This window comes from Halalkalibacter flavus, assembly GCF_036663575.1.
In the GTDB taxonomy this organism is placed as follows: domain Bacteria; phylum Bacillota; class Bacilli; order Bacillales; family Bacillaceae_D; genus Halalkalibacter; species Halalkalibacter flavus.
On record NZ_JAWRVK010000018.1, the window covers coordinates 1 to 16,882 of the forward strand.

Sequence of the window (16,882 nt, forward strand, 5' to 3'; positions counted from 1 at the left end):
TTTTTTTAAAAGATTTTGCTAGGTCTAGTTTCGTATGCCAAAAATGCACTTCTACCAATGGTTATTTTCAGGATAGTATGTCGGGTACGTTTCATGACCTGGTCGGAAGTAGAATACTTTTCCCTTCCCACGCTTATACGTACAACCACTACGGAATACCTCTCCTCCAGAAAACCAACTAATAAAAATTAATTCTTCCGGCTGAGGGATATCAAAACGTTCACCATACATCTCTTCTTTTTCCAGCTCAATGACTTCTGGGATTCCCTCAACGATTGGATGGCCCGCTTCGACTACCCATAAGCGTTCTGTATCATCAGACTCACGCCATTTTAATTTCCCTGTTCTTGTTCCCATAAGAACTTTAAAAATTTTCGAGTTGTGAGCGGAATGCAATGGGACGAATCCCATTCCGTCTAGTACTCGTTCTTTCACCTTTTCAACAATCCGATCCTCAACTTCATCATGTGCCATGTGCCCCCACCAAATAAGGACATCCGTATCATCTAATACTTCATCTGTTAATCCATGCTCAGGTTCATCCAAGGTTGCCGTTCTTACAATAAATTCTTCTTCTAAAAAACTTGCAATAGCCGTATGAATCCCTTCTGGGTATACCTCTTGTACCTTTGGATTTATTTGCTCATGTCGATTTTCATTCCATACTGTTACCTTAATCATTCGTTAATACCTCCGTCATATATAAATTTAAAAGATTCTTATTACTATTACTCGTTATTCGGCTTTGTCAATTCTCCAACACAAACTTCTTTTTTTAATACTGCTGATTGAATCACCGCATCAATAACCTTTTGCACCGAGTACCCATCTCTAAAAGTAGGAATCACCGTGGATCTTTCACTTCGACCACTTTTTCGTTCGAGAATTAAATCAACCCATTTCCATATTTCATTCCGATCGGTTAAACGCCACGGTCTAAATCGCTCTTCACTTGGTTTGGCTTCATCATCCCATTTGATTACACCCTCTACGTCCATCTCTTGCCACGATTCTTTTCCTCGGGCGTACGTTAACTGTATTCCTAATTTACTCGAGAGAAGCTGCAGCGCACCATCGCTTCCGTAAAAAGAAAGCTCAATCGTTTGATTTCTATTCCCCTGAGAGGAAATCCAACTAGTATAAAAAGAGCCATGGACACCAGTTGGAAAAGTAGCGTTAAAATAAACAGAGTCTGCTGATTGATCATGACCATCCATCTCATGAAATGTTTTTAATTTGCCCTCATGTAAAAAGGAGAGTGACGATTGAACACTGTTCACAGTTTCACCTAAGACATATTGAACTAGGTCAATCAGATGTGAACCTAAATCAGCAAGAACCCCGCCCGTTCCTCCTTTTGATTGCGTCCCCCGCCAACCAGGGGGACCTGATAACCCATAAGCCCCAGTGTATTGAAATTTCCCTTCATATACTTTTCCAATAAACCCTTCCTCCAGAAGCTCCTTCAGCTTTTTTACGGCTGGGTTTTCACGATAGGTAAAATTGACACCATGAATAATGTTGTTTTCTTCAGCCATTACTAGAATTGAATAAGCTTCATCGGAATCCATCGCTAATGGCTTTTCACATATTACATGAATCCCATGTTTACTTGCTTCTAGCGCGATCGCATAGTGTGATTCATTAGGCGTTACAATACAAATGCCATCCAACTCCTCTTTCTCAAACATCTCTTGATAGGATTGATAGCTTGATAGAATCTTGTATTTATTTGCTAGATTTTGAGCACTCGTTCCACTTGGACTGCATATAGCCTGTAATTGAACATTCGGATACTTTTGTAAAATAGGAAGATACCAAACATCAGCAAATGAACCTGCTCCGACTATTCCAATCTTTACTGTCATAACAACCTCCAAAGAATTAATTAATCGACCTTCACAGTTTGACCGGTTTCAGCAGACTGAATAATTCGATCAAGTACTTTTTGGTTTTGATAACCATCATAAAAGGTAGGCGTATTTGGCTGTTCGTTGCCTGTGACTAAATCGGCAAAATCTTGGAATTGTTGTTTTCTATAACTATCAGGCACTATCTCCGTTTTAAACACAGGTCTTGCGCCTTCTTCATCCTTTTCATCCCTAACACAAATATCAATCTCATTCGGTCTCTCACAGTTAACGTGAATCGTACCATAATCACCATATATCGTTACTTCGTGCTGGTTCCCAGATCCAACGGCATTTCTTGTCGTGACAAAATTACCAATAACGTTATTCTCAAGAACCGCTTGAAAACTAGTGAAGTCATCCACATCGACTGTTTTCGTTTCTCCGCTGACTGGATCTTTTCTTTTTGTTATAAAGGTTTCCATAAGTGCTGATACAGCACGAAATTCTCCTACGAACAATCGAGCACTATCAATCATATGGGCGCCTAAATCACCTAGTGCACCTGTTCCCGAAACCGCTTTATTAAAACGCCATGCATAAGGCTTTTCAAATAACGCTGCTCCACCTGACTGTAGATACCGAATGGCAATATGACGAATTGGACCAATTTTATTTTCTGCAATTAGCTTTTTGGCGTAGCGAAAGGAAGCTACATAACGATAACTAAACCCAACCATTACGGGAATTGGCTGTTTTTCATACAGCGCAGTTAAATTTTCTGCTTCATTAAAATCTAAGGTAAAAGGTTTCTCAGCCATAAGCGGCTTTTGATAGTAAATACATAATTCAATTACCCTAGCATGTAAGTGATTAGGTACAACCGAAACAACCGCGTCAACATCTGGATCTGCAATCAACGCTTCCATATCCGTAAAACGTTTCTCTTTACTAACCCCTTCTTCATCACCAATCTGATGCAAAATTTCTTCATTAACCTCACAGAGTGCTCCCATTTGAAAATGTTCTATTTCAGAAATCATTTTACGATGCCCCCCTGACATCTGACCTAAACCAATTAAACCCACAGTAATTACATCATTTTTTATCATTTTTTCTTCCTCCTAAAATTAAATCACTTAATTTATTTCTAATTATTTACACCGTTACTAGGTCAACTAGACAGACAACGCTTACAAACATCTAGTAAATTACTTCTCTTCCATAAGAAAAGTATTGTTATGAGTCGATTGTTCCCCCATTTCTTCAACGTAACGTTGCATCTTTCTTAAACGATTTTGGAATGCATCATATAAACCATCTGCATTTTCTTTTATTGTTCTTCTTGAATTGGTATTAGGAATGAGAGTTGTTGCATCATCAACTTGTTCAATGAATTTCCTTGGCATCGACTTGCTGCCTGTCAAAGATCCCGCTATTCCAGCTGCTACAGCCGCAACACAATCAGTATCTCTTCCTAAATTAACCGCTGAAATCATTGAATTGTATAAATCTCCTTTTTCCATTTTAAATACACAAATCCCCTTAGTTACAACTTCATTTGCATAGCTCATATAGTAAGGAACTCCTTCACCACTATAGACGCCATCAAAATATTCTCTTAACTCTCTAAAGTCTTTACAATGAGACGTTCTATTAAGTTCTCTATCTATTTCCTTCACAACTTCATCTTTATCACAATGATCATATATAGCCCCTATTACCGAATCAACCGTTGCATTAGGTTTCGTTGCTTCCGCTATAGCTACCCCTGTTACACAAGCCCATTTTAAACCTCGGCTATTTGTTGTTTGGTATAATTGACCGACTTCCAAGATATCCTCTTTTGCACTTTCAACATCTCCCGCATTGATTAAACCAATTGGATGACAGGACCGCGCAAAGCTATTTAATCCAGCATAATCACAATACCGCCCAATATCTTTAGCCGAAATTTTGCTTTTGGCCATCGTCAAAAGCTCCGCTTCAAAGGGTTCAGATATAACTCCAGCTACGTTGGGATGAATGTCCCTAACCCAAATTCGTCTAACATCTTCAGCATTTACTCTATCTCCTTTTTCCATAATTGCTGTAATCATTAGCTTTTGTCTTTCCACACCATCTTCTGTTGTTCCAGGTTCCCTCAACCACCCATTCTTATAGTGTTCATAAGGAAGCAATTGATTTAATGTACCAAACTCTTTTTCAATCCTCTCATAATCCCAACCATTATAGCCTTCAACTATAGCACCCATCGAAGACCCGACGTGTACACCGGCAATACAACCAAAAAACTTATCTTTTGAAGAAACCTTCCCGGTCATAAGAATCACCCTTTACATTTTCTTGCTACAACATCTCCCCTACTACACTGGAATATTCCCCTAAATTCTTCCACCCTCCTATTCCGGGAACGATACCATTAAATTGTTTTTTTAAAAACAAAACCCGTTAAAACTGATTATCACTATTAGTCCAAAAATCATTTCCGTTTCCGGGAACGGTACCGGTACGTTGTAAGTAAATACTAATTCATACTTTTTTGAAAGTCAATATTTTTTTGTAAGCCGTTTCATTTTAAGTGATTGTTTTTATTAATGTATATGATATATAATGGGATCGATACCGAAAAATATCGGTACTAAAAGAGGTGATTATCATAAAAAAAGTAACCATTTACGATGTAGCAAAGCACTCAAACGTCACAAAATCTACTGTTTCTAGAGTATTAAACAATTCCTCACAGGTGAGTGAAAAAACAAAAAAAAAAGTGCTTGAATCGATTAATGCATTAGGATATGTTCCAAACAAGACTGCAAGATCACTAAAATCGGGGAAGAATAACATCATTGGTTTAGTTGTTTCTCAACAAGAGTTCAGTGAAGTAATTTTAAATCCATTTTATCCACTTTTGTTAAAAGCTATAACCGAGAGAGCACAAAGCTACGGGTACCATACTTTAATCATTAATCCAGCTGGAATCAATTATGAATCTTACTTTGATGTTATTAAAAAAAATACGGCCGATGGCTTTATATTACTGGGCTCTACAATGAATGAAACTCTAAGCATAAAACTAGACAATGAAAACATCCCTTATGTCTATAACATGAAATACTCAAATGAGCACAATAACAACTATGTAACTTTTAATGATGCTGATGGTGGTTATATTGCTACAAAATATTTACTAGACCTAGGACATAAGAATATAAAGCTAATTGTTGGAGATGTAAAAGGGAATATTCTCTCGTTTAATCAAGAAAGAATCAAAGGCTTTAAAAGAGCCTTTGAAGAATACGATCTTCCACTCAATCAAAACAATATACTTAAGATTCCAGGATCCTATGAAAGCAGCTACAATTTCGTGAAAAATCTATACCAAGAGGACCATCCTACAGCCCTGTTAATTTCTAATGAAATAACAGCTGTCACTGCATTAAACTCCTTGTTAGATGAGGGATACAGCATTCCCGATGACATATCTTTAGTTTCCTTTGGTCATATGGATATCTTTAAAAATACACGACCAAGTCTAACCACCGTTCACCATGATTTCCAATGGCAAGGTAGAAGTCTAGTAGATATGCTTATAGAACGTATATCCGATATTAATTTGACTCCCACATCCATATCCAAGCAAGTAGATCTAATCGTCGGTCATAGTACTGGCAAACCAAAAAAAACTTGAGTGCTAAACTCATTGATATTGAACTTTGTACTCCCTGTTTAGATCATTCAGTATATCCCCTAGTAACTAGAAGTAGTAGGAATCTTCTCAATAATTACAGAAAAAGCTGAACCCTTTTCCTAAAAATGGGTTCAGCTTTCCCTTTTCGAAATGACTCTTATTGGGACCCGGTAAAAAACATTTATTCTTTAAAAGGTTGAAGTTAACTAGCAAAGAAGTTACTATTTCACCTTAACAATCTTCTCTGAAAGTCTAACCTTTGCATTGCATTTCCTTGGATAATAATGTCTACACCACTATCCATATTATTTTCAACTTCTTCACCTTCCATTACTTTCGTCGCAGCTTCAACACTTAAATATCCCATGTCATAAGGATTCTGTGCTACTGTTCCTGATAATTTCCCTTCTTCTATCAACTCTAACATCTCGATAATTCCGTCCGCTCCAATAACTGGAATGATGTTAGTCTATATTATTTTTGTAAAATCACAGTTGTGTAAGCGGGTATTTTTAATGTACTATTTTTTAATTCTATTTCCTCAATATGACCAAGGTAAAAATAGTATTCTTTGTAGTTACTTAGATCACCTTCTAAGTCTATCTCTTTTATTTCACTAGTTAAATTGTGAATCACCAACTTCTCACCATGATCTGTTACTCTTTCAAACGTTAAGATCCCTCTTTCGTTAATCACCGTACTTTTTATTTCCCCTGCAATTAAGGCTTCACTAGCACGACGAGCATGTATCAATTCTTTGTAGTGATTTATCAAAGAGTCTGCCTCCGATAATTGTGCTTCAACACTAATTCCTATTCCTGTCTCCCCACCGTGGTATCGATCTTTTCTCCATGTAGTTTGTCCGGTTCCATTTGGATCTTCATACCATCTCATTGGCAAACGAATATCTTCATCAGGTTTCTTGCCTTCCATTCCAATCTCTTCGCCATAATAAATGTAAGGATTTCCTGGTAATGTTAACAATAATGCAGCCGCCATTTTTGCATGGTTCATATTGCTATTTACTTCACTCATCACTCGGTTTATATCATGATTGGTGATAAAAGTTGAATCAATAAAATCATTAGACATTTTGCTAAAATAATTCCTTGTTCGTTCAAGATCTGTAACTAAACCTGCATCTCTCTCCGATGTTACAGAAGCCAATATTTTATCGGATAAATCAAAGTTAAATGCTGATTGCAGGCCTCCATCTAAATAAGGTGCTACAACTGACGCAGTATCCCAAACTTCTCCTACTAAAATTACATCCGGATTAGCTTTTTCCATTTCACTTCGAAATTCCCTCCAAAATTCATGATTCTTCTCCTGATAATCACTGCCATGATAAGAACTATAAATATGTTTGGCTGCGTCTAACCGAAAGCCGTCCACTCCAACCTCTTCAAGCCAAAACCTTCCTATTTCATAAATCTCATCTCTTACCTTTGGATTATCCATATTTAAATCAGGCATTCCTTGCCAAAACACTCCTTCGTAATAACCATTCTCTGCTGGAAGCCATACTTGTTGTCCCCATTCTCCACTTTGACTTGTGTTTGTATCCTCATCTGCCCATACATAATAGTCTCGATAGGTTTCATCATTTTGTAAGGCCGCTTGGAACCATGGATGTTCTTCACTTGAGTGATTAATAACAAAATCTTTAATGACTTTTATTCCTCTTTTATTTGCCTCTTCCACAAATTCTTTAAATTCTTCCATTGTCCCATGATCTGTATTAACATCTTTATAATCGATCACATCATAGCCATGATAACTAGGCGAAGGATTAATTGGCATCAACCAAATTCCTTCTACACCTAACTCTTGCAAGTAATCAAGTTTCGATGTAGCCCCTTTAAAATCCCCGATCCCATCACCTGTAGAATCATAAAAAGCCCTTACGAACATTTCATAATATACCCCGTGTGGTTCTATTGTTTTCAGATCTTCTTTCTCAAATGATATTGAATGATTGGCATTTTCTGTACAGCCAGCTAGCAAAAGTGTAGCAGCAAGTGCTATTGCTAAAATAAAATTCATTTTCTTTATTAACATAAGTCATCTCCCTGTAACTGTTCCATTATTAATTAATTAGTTTTTCATTGTAGATAAAAAATTAAGTTCCACTTTTTACATGTTGTCGCTCTTCTTTCCTTTTCACAAAATGCAACTTTTTCCATTGTCGACCGCGCCACCGTAATAGCATTACAATCCCGCGTAACCATTCATCACATATAAAAGCGATCCAAATCCCTTTTAGACCTAAGCTAAAGTACACCCCTAGGGAGTAGGCAGCTGGTACAGCAACACCCCACATAGATAGTACTCCGATATAAACTGGAAATCTAACAGCTCCTGCTGCTTTTAATGAATTTATGACAACAAGGTTCGTAGCCCGGCCTGGTTCTAACATTATCGTTAACAATAATAAAATGTTTCCTAGATTAATGATTTCTGCATTTGACGTAAAAATAGAGAATATAGATTCACTTAAGAAGAAAATTACAGACTCAATAATGGTCCCAGGGGGGTTCGACCTTACTTCACTTCTACTATAAAAAATAGTAGCACAAACCCTGGCCGGGCTCTGTACTACTAATGTTAGTATGCTTTATGGTAAAAAACATGCTAACAGCTAACGTCAACTTCACACGCTTTTTCTGTTATCTGATCATGTTGCGAAAAAGTAATGGCGATCCTGCACCCAAAGGTCAAGATCGCCATTTATCATTTCGCCTTAAGAAACAGAATATTTAACCTTTATTCGCTCCTGCTCTTAATCCTTCTGTTAACGGTTTTTGAAGGACCATAAATAAAATTGTGATTGGAACGGCAACGAGTACTGCTCCCGCTGCAAAAGTCGTAAATTCAGTGTTACCAAGTCCTGTCACCATTTCAAAAAGACCAACAGCAAGTGTTTTATTAGCATCCGATCTGAGTACTAGTCTTGCTAAAATAAAGTCCATCCATGGCCCGATAAAGTTCATCACTGCGATAAATACCATAATCGGTAAGGATAAAGGCATCATAATTCTAAAGAAGATCGTTAAATGACCGGCTCCATCTATTTTGGCAGCTTCTTCTAGGCTTTTGGACATTCCATCGAAATATCCCTTTACAAGCCAAGCTCCAAACGGGATTGACCCACCAGCATAAACTAAAATTAATCCCCAATGGTTATCTAATAAATTCATTTGTAGAAGCAAAATATAGATCGCAATCATCGCCATAAAGCTTGGAAACATTTGCAAAACTAGAATTGCCATTAACCCTGCTCGTCTACCAGGAAAACGAAAGCGCGAAAAAGCATAAGCAGCCGTTAACACTAAAAAGGTAGAAATAAGCATATTCCAAAACGAAATTTTCAATGTGTTCATATACCAACGCAGATAATCGGTTTCAGTAAATAAATAAATATAGTGTCTTAATGATAAGTTATCAGGAAGTAAGCTCGTGGCGTATAGCGTATTTCCAGGGTTTAATGAACCAATAATTACAAAGTAAACCGGATATAAAATCATGATACTTGTTACCACCAGCACTCCATATATGACAAACATCCGGATGAAGTTCTTTAATTTTTTGCTCATCATCGCATCATATCCTCTTCTTTAAATGCTCTTGTTTTACTGAAGTTCCATACTGAGAAAATCGCCACTACGATAAAAATTAACAACCCAACAGCAGATGCCATTGCAAATTGATTATGATCAAAAGTCATTTTATAAATCCAACTGATCAATATATCTGTAGATCCAGCATAACTATAATCGGAGTTCGTTGGACGCCCCTCCGTGAAAAGGTAAATCATATTAAAGTTATTGAAGTTTCCTGCAAAACTCATGATTAACAATGGTGATGTCGAAAACATAACAACTGGAAACGTAATACTGCGAAACTTCTGCCAAGCGTTGGCACCATCAATTTCAGCCGCTTCATATTGTTCTTTATCGATCCCTGTCATAACACCAGCCATCAAGATCATCCAAAACGGGAATCCAAACCACATGTTTACAACGACTAACATGATCTTTGCCCATGTTGGGTCGGTGAAAAAAGGTATTGCACTAAGTCCCCATTCAGCTAATATTGGAAATTGATCAATCAAATTATTAATATATTTATTAATTGGCCCGAATTGTCCATTAAAGATATTACGCATGATTAGGATCATAACAAATGCTGGAATTGCCCATGGTAAAATAAAGATTCCACGCCAAAACTTCTTGAATTTAACCCCTTTTGACTCGATCAAAACCGCGTAGAAAAAACCTACAAAAAATGTGGTGAAGGTTGTTAGTACTGCCCAAACAATTGTCCACATAAATACACCGTAAAATGTTCTACTCCACGAGTTCCTATTAAAGAGATCAGTAAAGGTCTGAAAGCCCACCCAATCGACTAAATTCCGTGGAGGTAAGTGGTTGGGTCCTGAGTAATTGGTAAAAGCAATCATAACAGAAAAGATTAAAGGTAATATCGTTAAAAATAATGTAAAAATAACAGTTGGAGTTAATAAAATATAGGCAAACCCATTTTCCCAACTATTTTGAAGCGATTGTTTTAACGTACGTGGTGTAACCCCTTTATCTCTTGCTTTCCCAACTTTATAGGCATCACGTACACTGATAACATAGATACATAAAATAACTATTGCAATCAATAAAGCAATGATTCCTTCAATCATTAGGAAAATAGAATGATGCCCTTCAAAAACAACCCTTCCCCTCTCACGAATTTGAGGGGATTCTCCCAAAGTTCTAAGCCCCCACATCGCCCACTGAAAAGGTTGAGCGTAAAAAATGAGAATATAGAGCCATAAAACTGAGAAAAAGAGACCTTTTCCAATTTGTCGATTGTAAAGCTGTCCCAATCCCATAAAGATCAAAGATAAAAAAGAGGCAATATATGCTTTCGTTTTAAATACATTTTTTATTGGCTTCTGTTCATTTGGGTTTAATTCTGACTCCTGATCATTTCGCTTTAATTCTAGCTCCTGATCATTTCGCTTTAATTTCGGAGCAGGCAATCCTGCCATAATTTCCAGCCTCCTTTATAAATAATTCCCAAGTTGGTCTCCCAAACTTGGGATATTCATTTCACTAGTTGCTTAACACATCAATTGACTCACTTATTTGATCTACTGCACTGTCTAGGATTTCTTGAACATCACGGTCCGTATTCCAAATGCTAATAAATGCATCCCCCATTGGACCCCATACAATTTGCATTTCAGGAATATTTGGCATTGGTTGTGCAAATTGTGCTTGTGCTAAGAAAGCCGATAAAATTGGGTCATCTAAGATAACATCACTTTCAAGTAACGCTAAATGCGGTGGTAATTCATTAGTTATTTCAAACCGTTTTTCCAGCATTTCCGCACTCGTTGCAAATTGTGCATAAAGAGCAGCAGCATCAGGGTAATCTGTATACGCGCTTACATAATAGCCCTTTACACCTGAGAAACTCGTTGGATGTTCGCCATTACTTAATAGTGGCAGTGGAGCCACACCAAAGTTCACTTCCGCTTCCTTATGTGCAGCAACATCCCAAGGACCAGAAATACGGAACATGACTTGATTTTCATTGAAAAGTGTTCCAATAATATCTCCTGTAATGTCCTCTGTATTCAGGGGCAAGCTCGCTTCTCTTATTTCACGCATAAATTCACCAGAACGAACAGCACCTTCGTTATTTAATCCAGTAACCGATGGATCAGTATTGTCTTCACCAAAAACATAGCCTCCATATCCACCTAAGAAAGCATGGGTAAAGTAATAGTTTCCAGGTTCAAACATGATACCGTAGTGATCTGTTCTTACATCTGTAAAATCTTTTGATAATTCTAAGAGTTCTTCAAAAGTTTCGGGTACTTCATCTACAAGATCTTTGTTGTAATAAAGTGCATACGTTTCAATCGCATAAGGATAACCGTACAATGTATCATCTACTGATGTTCCTAGGACAGCCGCTTCCATGAAATTCTCTTCATAGTACTCAGGAAAGAAGTTTTCAACAATAAGTCCTGCGGCGTCCATAGTTCCTGCATGGTCATGAGCACCTGCAAACACATCCGCTCCAAGACCAGCTGGTCCATCCGTTTGTAAAACGCCCGGTGCATCCGTATGCCCCATCTCTTCTACGGTTACAGGAACACCATATTCTTCAGTAAATTTCTCAGCAACATATTCAGCCCATTCTCGACTTTCATCACCATTGTCCCATACGAGCAGTTCCGCTCCTTCTTCAGGAGTGATTTCATATTCAATGACTTCGTTATCGCTATCTCCATCTCCCTCAACTGGAGTACTTGCTGGTGGTGCACTTTGTGGCGGAGCAGAACACGCCGCAAGAATTCCTGCTGATAAAAAACCTGTTGCTAATACGTTAATAATTTTTTTGATTTTCATCTTAACTAATCCCCCTTTAACAAATTACATGTCCATTAATAACTAAGCAAACGTTTACTTTCTAACATTTTGAAGTACCATTGCTCTTTAATATCAGCCATATCTAGTAAGGCCTTAGGATAAAGAACTCTACTTTTTCAATTTGCCTCCCCCTTATTTATTAAGTACATGTTTATTTTCTATCAGAAACCACATTAAAGAAACCGTTTTCATAACAATTGGTGTGTACTTTATTACAATAATTCCACCAATATTTACCGGTAATTTTTAGTGGTGGTTTATATTCTTTTAATTCAAAATATAAGACACCTTTCGACTTAAAAATCATAAATGATTAAGTTGAACTATAAACATTAAAAAAAGTCATGACCTCCATATTAGGCAGGTCATGACTTTTCAATATGTTTGAATATAGTAAAATAGAGATAGTGGATGTGATCTACAATCTACCTCTGTTTTTTCAAAAACACAAGGTGAGTATGTGAATAAGAGCTTTCACCTTTACTGTAAAAGTTTTATCTGGCAATACACCTTTAGAAGAATTCCTACTTCCCTTTGTTGTATTGTGTGGTAACGTGGTTAATTTACAATTAATTATAACAATACCTCTGTTAAAAGTAAGTCGTGTTTCTTCATTATAAAATGTAACCCAATTACAAGAGTTAAACTCAACTTTAATATCTTACTTAATTTCTATACTACCCAAAAGAAATTACGCATTTTATATGATTTATTAAAATTCACTAGTGTTGCATAAATATTGTCGTAATTTTCAGTTTAATTATCTAACCTACTAAGAGCCAAAAAGGTAAATTACCAATCAAAGGTGGCCCTATTCATTTGGAAATTAATTTACAATTAGACTGGTGCGACGACGACAAAATTCTTTTAAGGGATGGTTTTTCCTTCAATCTTTCGTAGCCAAATATGTGCTGGTTTCCATAAAGCAGCCCTTAAATAACGGCTAATTTGTAAGGTTTTTCGCTTACTTTTCGTCTCTATTTGAACGAGAACATGTAGGCAAAAAACAATAAGTGCGATAAACACTTGGTTTTGGATCGCCCATTCGCTATGACCTTAGAACTTTTTGATCCTGAGATGCTGTTTTATCCACTTGAAAAACAATTCAATTGCCCAGCGTGATTTGTACATCTCTGAAATTTCTTCGGCACTCAAATCAAATCGATTGGTGATCAGATGAAGTTCATTTCCTTTTGAGTCGATCACTTTTAATAACCGAAAGTAGTTTTCAGCGCGATTTTGAGGTGTTCCAATCAACACCATTTGATCGGATAAAACAGATGATTCTTCAGGTAGTTTAAAATCGTAAACTTCCTGTATTACAGCGTTTTTCCGTAGTCTAGAAAGGAAAAAGTAGCCATCGTCAGTCATGCGATCAAAGCGCTCATAGTCGAGATAACCGCGGTCAAACACATACATGCATTCTTTGTCATCAATCATGACTTCTAGCTGATTACGATCATGTTCTTTTGCCGTTGTAATTAATGCTTTTTCGGGATATGAAACCCCTTTTTCCATAAAAACAAGCCGCAAATGTAACTTCACACCAGCTTTTGTTTTGCGAAACTTAGCCCATTTATGGTTGGTTAGATTTAGTGGCATGGTGCTTGAATCAATGATTTTTAATGGCATGATTAGTTTTGTGTAATGTGTCTTGGCATGTATTTGTCCGACTAAATCAAGGAATAACCTTTGAAATAAATCTGGATTCATTCCATTTAATCGACGTGAAAGCTGCGAAATGCTGATTGAATCAAGATCAATACCTTTTTGCAGTTGATCATCAAAGAGACAATCGCTTAGCGCATGGAGGCTTTCTATCTCTTCCAGCTGTGCAAAAAGTAATAATTTCAAGAATGATTCCGTAGTAAGTTTCTTTGTATAAAAATCTAATTTCAATGTTTTCACTTGTTCTTCAAATAATTGAAGATTTATTGTTGAAAACCATTGTCCAAATGAAGTTTTTCGTGTAATCTTATCCATGCGATGGTCCTTTATTATTGGATTTGGACGGGATTACCACCTGACTTATCCATTATAAAGGACTTTTTCTTTGCACAAAATAAGATTATTGAAGATTTAGAGTCTTTTTAATATTATGAATTAATTAATGCAACGATAGTGATATCAAGTATTTTTTGTATGATTCATTATCAAAAGATTTTGGAATTACAGATAAGGGGATTAGTCTCAGAGGCATTGCCGCAAATTCAGCTAACTCTCGTCAAAAAGTAATGGAGAGCATCGGTCTAGCCGAAAAGAAGGGATTGGTTTGTCCGTTAGTGGGAGAAATGACGGATAAATGGATTGAGGAGTTTCTTTTCCCGAGAAGAATTTTGAGGTTACTGGAGGACAACCGTTGAACTTTGATTATATTCATGAAGAGTTGGTAAAACCTAACGTGACGCTTTAGCTTCTCCGACGAACTAACCCTAGCAAAATTGGCTACAGACGGAAGCTACCGGAAATCCATCAAAAAAAGTCATCTTCTACTCATACTTGATGAGTGGCTACTGGACAGATTTATCAAAAAATGAAGCAGCAACCCTACTGGTAATCGCAGAAAGCTTCGCACTAATTCTTGCATTTTACTTCAGTAGGGCGATTGGAATAGCGACTGTTCTGCTATCCTTCACTACGGGTTATTTCATTCAGCTTTTTCATCCCAAATTTGAACAGTTATTCTCTTAGAATCGTCATGTTGTTGTTCAAGAGAAGTTTACTGTACTTTTAGTGAAACTTGGGTCTATAAAGTTAAAATATTAAAAAAGCACACCTTCTCACTTCTGAGAGGCGTGCTTTAACTAGCTTTTATGAATCAACGTTTAAGGTCATCTAATTTATTATATATTATTCTGCTTATGCTGTAGGAACCTTTTCAAAAACTTTATCTGGTGAAACAAAATTATATCCAAGATCTTTAGCGACATCTTCGTACGTAATTTCACCATTTGCTACGTTTAATCCAGATTTCAAAGAATGATTATCGGAAATGGCTTGGGATACACCTTTATTTGCAATCTGTAATGCGTAAGGAACTGTAACATTCGTTATACCAATCGTTGATGTTCTTGATACTGCTCCAGGCATGTTTGCCACCGCATAATGTACAACGTCGTACTTTTCGTAGATTGGGTTATCATGCGTTGTAATACGATCAACTGTCTCTACAATTCCACCTTGGTCAATTGCTACATCTACGACGACAGAACCTGGCTTCATCGCTTTTATCATTTCTTCTGTTACAAGTTTAGGAGCTTTTGCACCAGGAATTAGGACAGCACCGATTAAAAGATCCGCTTCTGCTACAGCTTCGGCTATGTTTAATGGGTTGGACATTAATGTTTTAATTTGGTTTCCAAAGATATCATCTAATTGACGTAATCTCTCGGCACTTAAATCAATAATAGTGATTGCTAGTGTCATATTTGAGATGACTTGATCTCCCCGTTTAACTTTGACGTTAGAAATGAAGCCACTTAACCCAAGTTCCACTTTATTTACCGTTCCACTAGATGACTTGATGAGAAACAAAGGCTCCCAATCGTGTACATATTCGCCTTCATTCACCATTACTTTTTCAACAACTCCGCTTGAATTACTAGCAATAGCCATATAACTTGTCATGAGAGGTTCCCTCCTTAAATCCAGCCGCGGAATCTAGAAGCTTCTGCTGTTTTCCGTACCCCTATCATATAGGCCGCTAAACGAGGATCTACTTTGTGACGTCTTGCCGTCTCTACCACTTGATGAAAGGCATCAACGACTTTACTTCTAAGCTTTTCAGCTACTTCTTCTTCAGACCAATAATACCCTAAGTTGTTTTGTACCCATTCAAAATAAGATACGGTTACACCACCAGAGCTAGCTAGGACATCAGGAACTATTAAAACTCCTCGTTCAGCTAGTATTTTAGTAGCTTCCGTTGTTGTCGGACCATTTGCTGCCTCAACAATGATGGAAGCGTTAATTTTGTCGGCGTTTTCACTCGTAATTTGATTAGCAATCGCAGCAGGAACTAAAATATCACACTTCTTCGTGAGTAATTCTTGATTCGTAATCTTATTTGTAAATAATGTTGTGACGGTCCCAAAAGAATCCCGTTTATCGAGTAAATACTCAATATCTAACCCATTTTCATCATAGAGTGCCGCATATGCATCCGATATGCCAATAATCTTAGCACCACGTTCACTTAGTATTTTCGATAAGTAGCTGCCTGCGTTCCCGAATCCTTGAATAATCACCTTTGCTTGTTGTAAATCAAGTTGTTTCAACTTGGCTGCTTCCTCAATACAAATCGTCACACCGGTCGCAGTAGCAGTTTCTCGCCCATGAGAACCTCCTAGAGCCACTGGTTTTCCAGTAATAAAACCAGGTGAATCAAATTCTCGTATTCTGCTATACTCATCAACCATCCAAGCCATAATTTGAGAGTTTGTAAACACGTCTGGAGCCGGAATATCTTTTGAAGGACCAACCAATTGACTTATCGCTCTTACGTAACCTCTACTTAAGCGCTCGATTTCCGGAAATGACATATTTCTTGGATCACAGACAATCCCGCCTTTTCCACCGCCGTACGGAACATTGACGATTCCACATTTCAAGGTCATCCAAAGTGAGAGTGCTTTCACTTCATCCTCTGTTACTTCTGGATGAAAGCGAACACCACCCTTCGTTGGCCCCACTGCATCATTATGTTGAGCACGGTACCCTGTAAATACCTTCACAGTCCCGTCATCCATCCGGACAGGAATACGAACTGTTAACATCCGAATCGGCTCTTTAAGTAATTCAAACATCTCATCGCTGTAACCCAATTTCCCCAATGCCTGATGAATTATATCTTGTGTTGATGTTAGTACGCTAGGCTCTTTCCCTTTTTCCACTATTGCTCCCAT

At 37.3% G+C, this 16,882-nt stretch carries 13 protein-coding genes and 2 pseudogenes; 2 read left to right on the forward strand and 13 right to left on the reverse strand.

Annotated elements, in window-relative coordinates; all coding sequences use genetic code 11:
* Positions 1 to 51: 51 nt before the first annotated feature.
* The 4 genes from SAY88_RS13080 to SAY88_RS13095 all read right to left on the reverse strand — a co-directional run bounded on the left by SAY88_RS13080 (position 52) and on the right by SAY88_RS13095 (position 4,174).
* On the reverse strand, positions 52 to 681 hold the full coding sequence (locus tag SAY88_RS13080) for a ThuA domain-containing protein (RefSeq protein WP_332632271.1): 630 nt from the start codon (positions 679 to 681) through the stop codon (positions 52 to 54).
* A 47-nt stretch (positions 682 to 728) separates the two neighbouring features.
* Complete coding sequence (locus tag SAY88_RS13085) at positions 729 to 1,868, reverse strand: Gfo/Idh/MocA family protein (protein WP_332632272.1); 1,140 nt, start codon at positions 1,866 to 1,868, stop codon at positions 729 to 731.
* A 20-nt stretch (positions 1,869 to 1,888) separates the two neighbouring features.
* Positions 1,889 to 2,962, reverse strand: a complete 1,074-nt coding sequence (locus SAY88_RS13090) for a Gfo/Idh/MocA family protein (protein ID WP_332632273.1) — start codon at positions 2,960 to 2,962, stop codon at positions 1,889 to 1,891.
* 99 nt (positions 2,963 to 3,061) lie between these two features.
* Entirely contained in the window at positions 3,062 to 4,174 is a 1,113-nt protein-coding gene (locus SAY88_RS13095) for an ADP-ribosylglycohydrolase family protein (protein ID WP_332632274.1), read from the reverse strand.
* Positions 4,175 to 4,500: 326 nt separating this feature from the next.
* Between SAY88_RS13095 and SAY88_RS13100 the strand changes: the two genes are divergently transcribed.
* On the forward strand, positions 4,501 to 5,541 hold the full coding sequence (locus SAY88_RS13100; protein ID WP_332632275.1) for a LacI family DNA-binding transcriptional regulator: 1,041 nt from the start codon (positions 4,501 to 4,503) through the stop codon (positions 5,539 to 5,541).
* A 226-nt stretch (positions 5,542 to 5,767) separates the two neighbouring features.
* On the opposite strand, the gene SAY88_RS13105 is transcribed toward SAY88_RS13100, so the two are convergent.
* The 7 genes and pseudogenes from SAY88_RS13105 to SAY88_RS13135 form a co-directional block, all read right to left on the reverse strand.
* Entirely contained in the window at positions 5,768 to 6,004 is a 237-nt protein-coding gene (locus tag SAY88_RS13105) for a sugar ABC transporter substrate-binding protein (RefSeq protein ID WP_332632351.1), read from the reverse strand.
* 11 nt (positions 6,005 to 6,015) lie between these two features.
* Positions 6,016 to 7,602 carry an alpha-amylase family glycosyl hydrolase gene (locus tag SAY88_RS13110; RefSeq protein WP_332632276.1) on the reverse strand — a complete coding sequence of 529 codons (1,587 nt, stop codon included), beginning with the start codon at positions 7,600 to 7,602 and terminating at the stop codon, positions 6,016 to 6,018.
* Between the two features lie 61 nt (positions 7,603 to 7,663).
* A complete protein-coding gene (locus SAY88_RS13115) occupies positions 7,664 to 8,155 on the reverse strand; it encodes an MATE family efflux transporter (protein WP_332632352.1) in 492 nt (163 codons plus the stop codon).
* A 145-nt stretch (positions 8,156 to 8,300) separates the two neighbouring features.
* The gene (locus tag SAY88_RS13120) at positions 8,301 to 9,137 is read right to left on the reverse strand and encodes a sugar ABC transporter permease (protein ID WP_332632353.1); all 837 of its coding nucleotides are present in this window, start codon (positions 9,135 to 9,137) and stop codon (positions 8,301 to 8,303) included.
* Positions 9,137 to 10,585 carry a carbohydrate ABC transporter permease gene (locus tag SAY88_RS13125; protein ID WP_332632277.1) on the reverse strand — a complete coding sequence of 483 codons (1,449 nt, stop codon included), beginning with the start codon at positions 10,583 to 10,585 and terminating at the stop codon, positions 9,137 to 9,139. Before SAY88_RS13125 ends, SAY88_RS13120 begins: the two co-directional genes overlap by 1 nt.
* Before the next feature lie 64 nt (positions 10,586 to 10,649).
* Entirely contained in the window at positions 10,650 to 11,957 is a 1,308-nt protein-coding gene (locus tag SAY88_RS13130; protein WP_332632278.1) for a sugar ABC transporter substrate-binding protein, read from the reverse strand.
* Between the two features lie 888 nt (positions 11,958 to 12,845).
* Positions 12,846 to 13,961, reverse strand: a pseudogene (locus SAY88_RS13135) (IS4 family transposase).
* A gap of 437 nt (positions 13,962 to 14,398) precedes the next feature.
* Here SAY88_RS13135 and SAY88_RS26005 point away from each other — a divergent pair.
* Positions 14,399 to 14,546, forward strand: a pseudogene (locus SAY88_RS26005) (AAA family ATPase); the annotation flags it as partial.
* Positions 14,547 to 14,837: 291 nt separating this feature from the next.
* Here the strand turns inward: SAY88_RS26005 and SAY88_RS13140 are convergent.
* Positions 14,838 to 15,404, reverse strand: a complete 567-nt coding sequence (locus SAY88_RS13140; RefSeq protein ID WP_332632354.1) for an alanine dehydrogenase — start codon at positions 15,402 to 15,404, stop codon at positions 14,838 to 14,840.
* A 215-nt stretch (positions 15,405 to 15,619) separates the two neighbouring features.
* A complete protein-coding gene (locus SAY88_RS13145; RefSeq protein ID WP_332632279.1) occupies positions 15,620 to 16,882 on the reverse strand; it encodes a Glu/Leu/Phe/Val family dehydrogenase in 1,263 nt (420 codons plus the stop codon).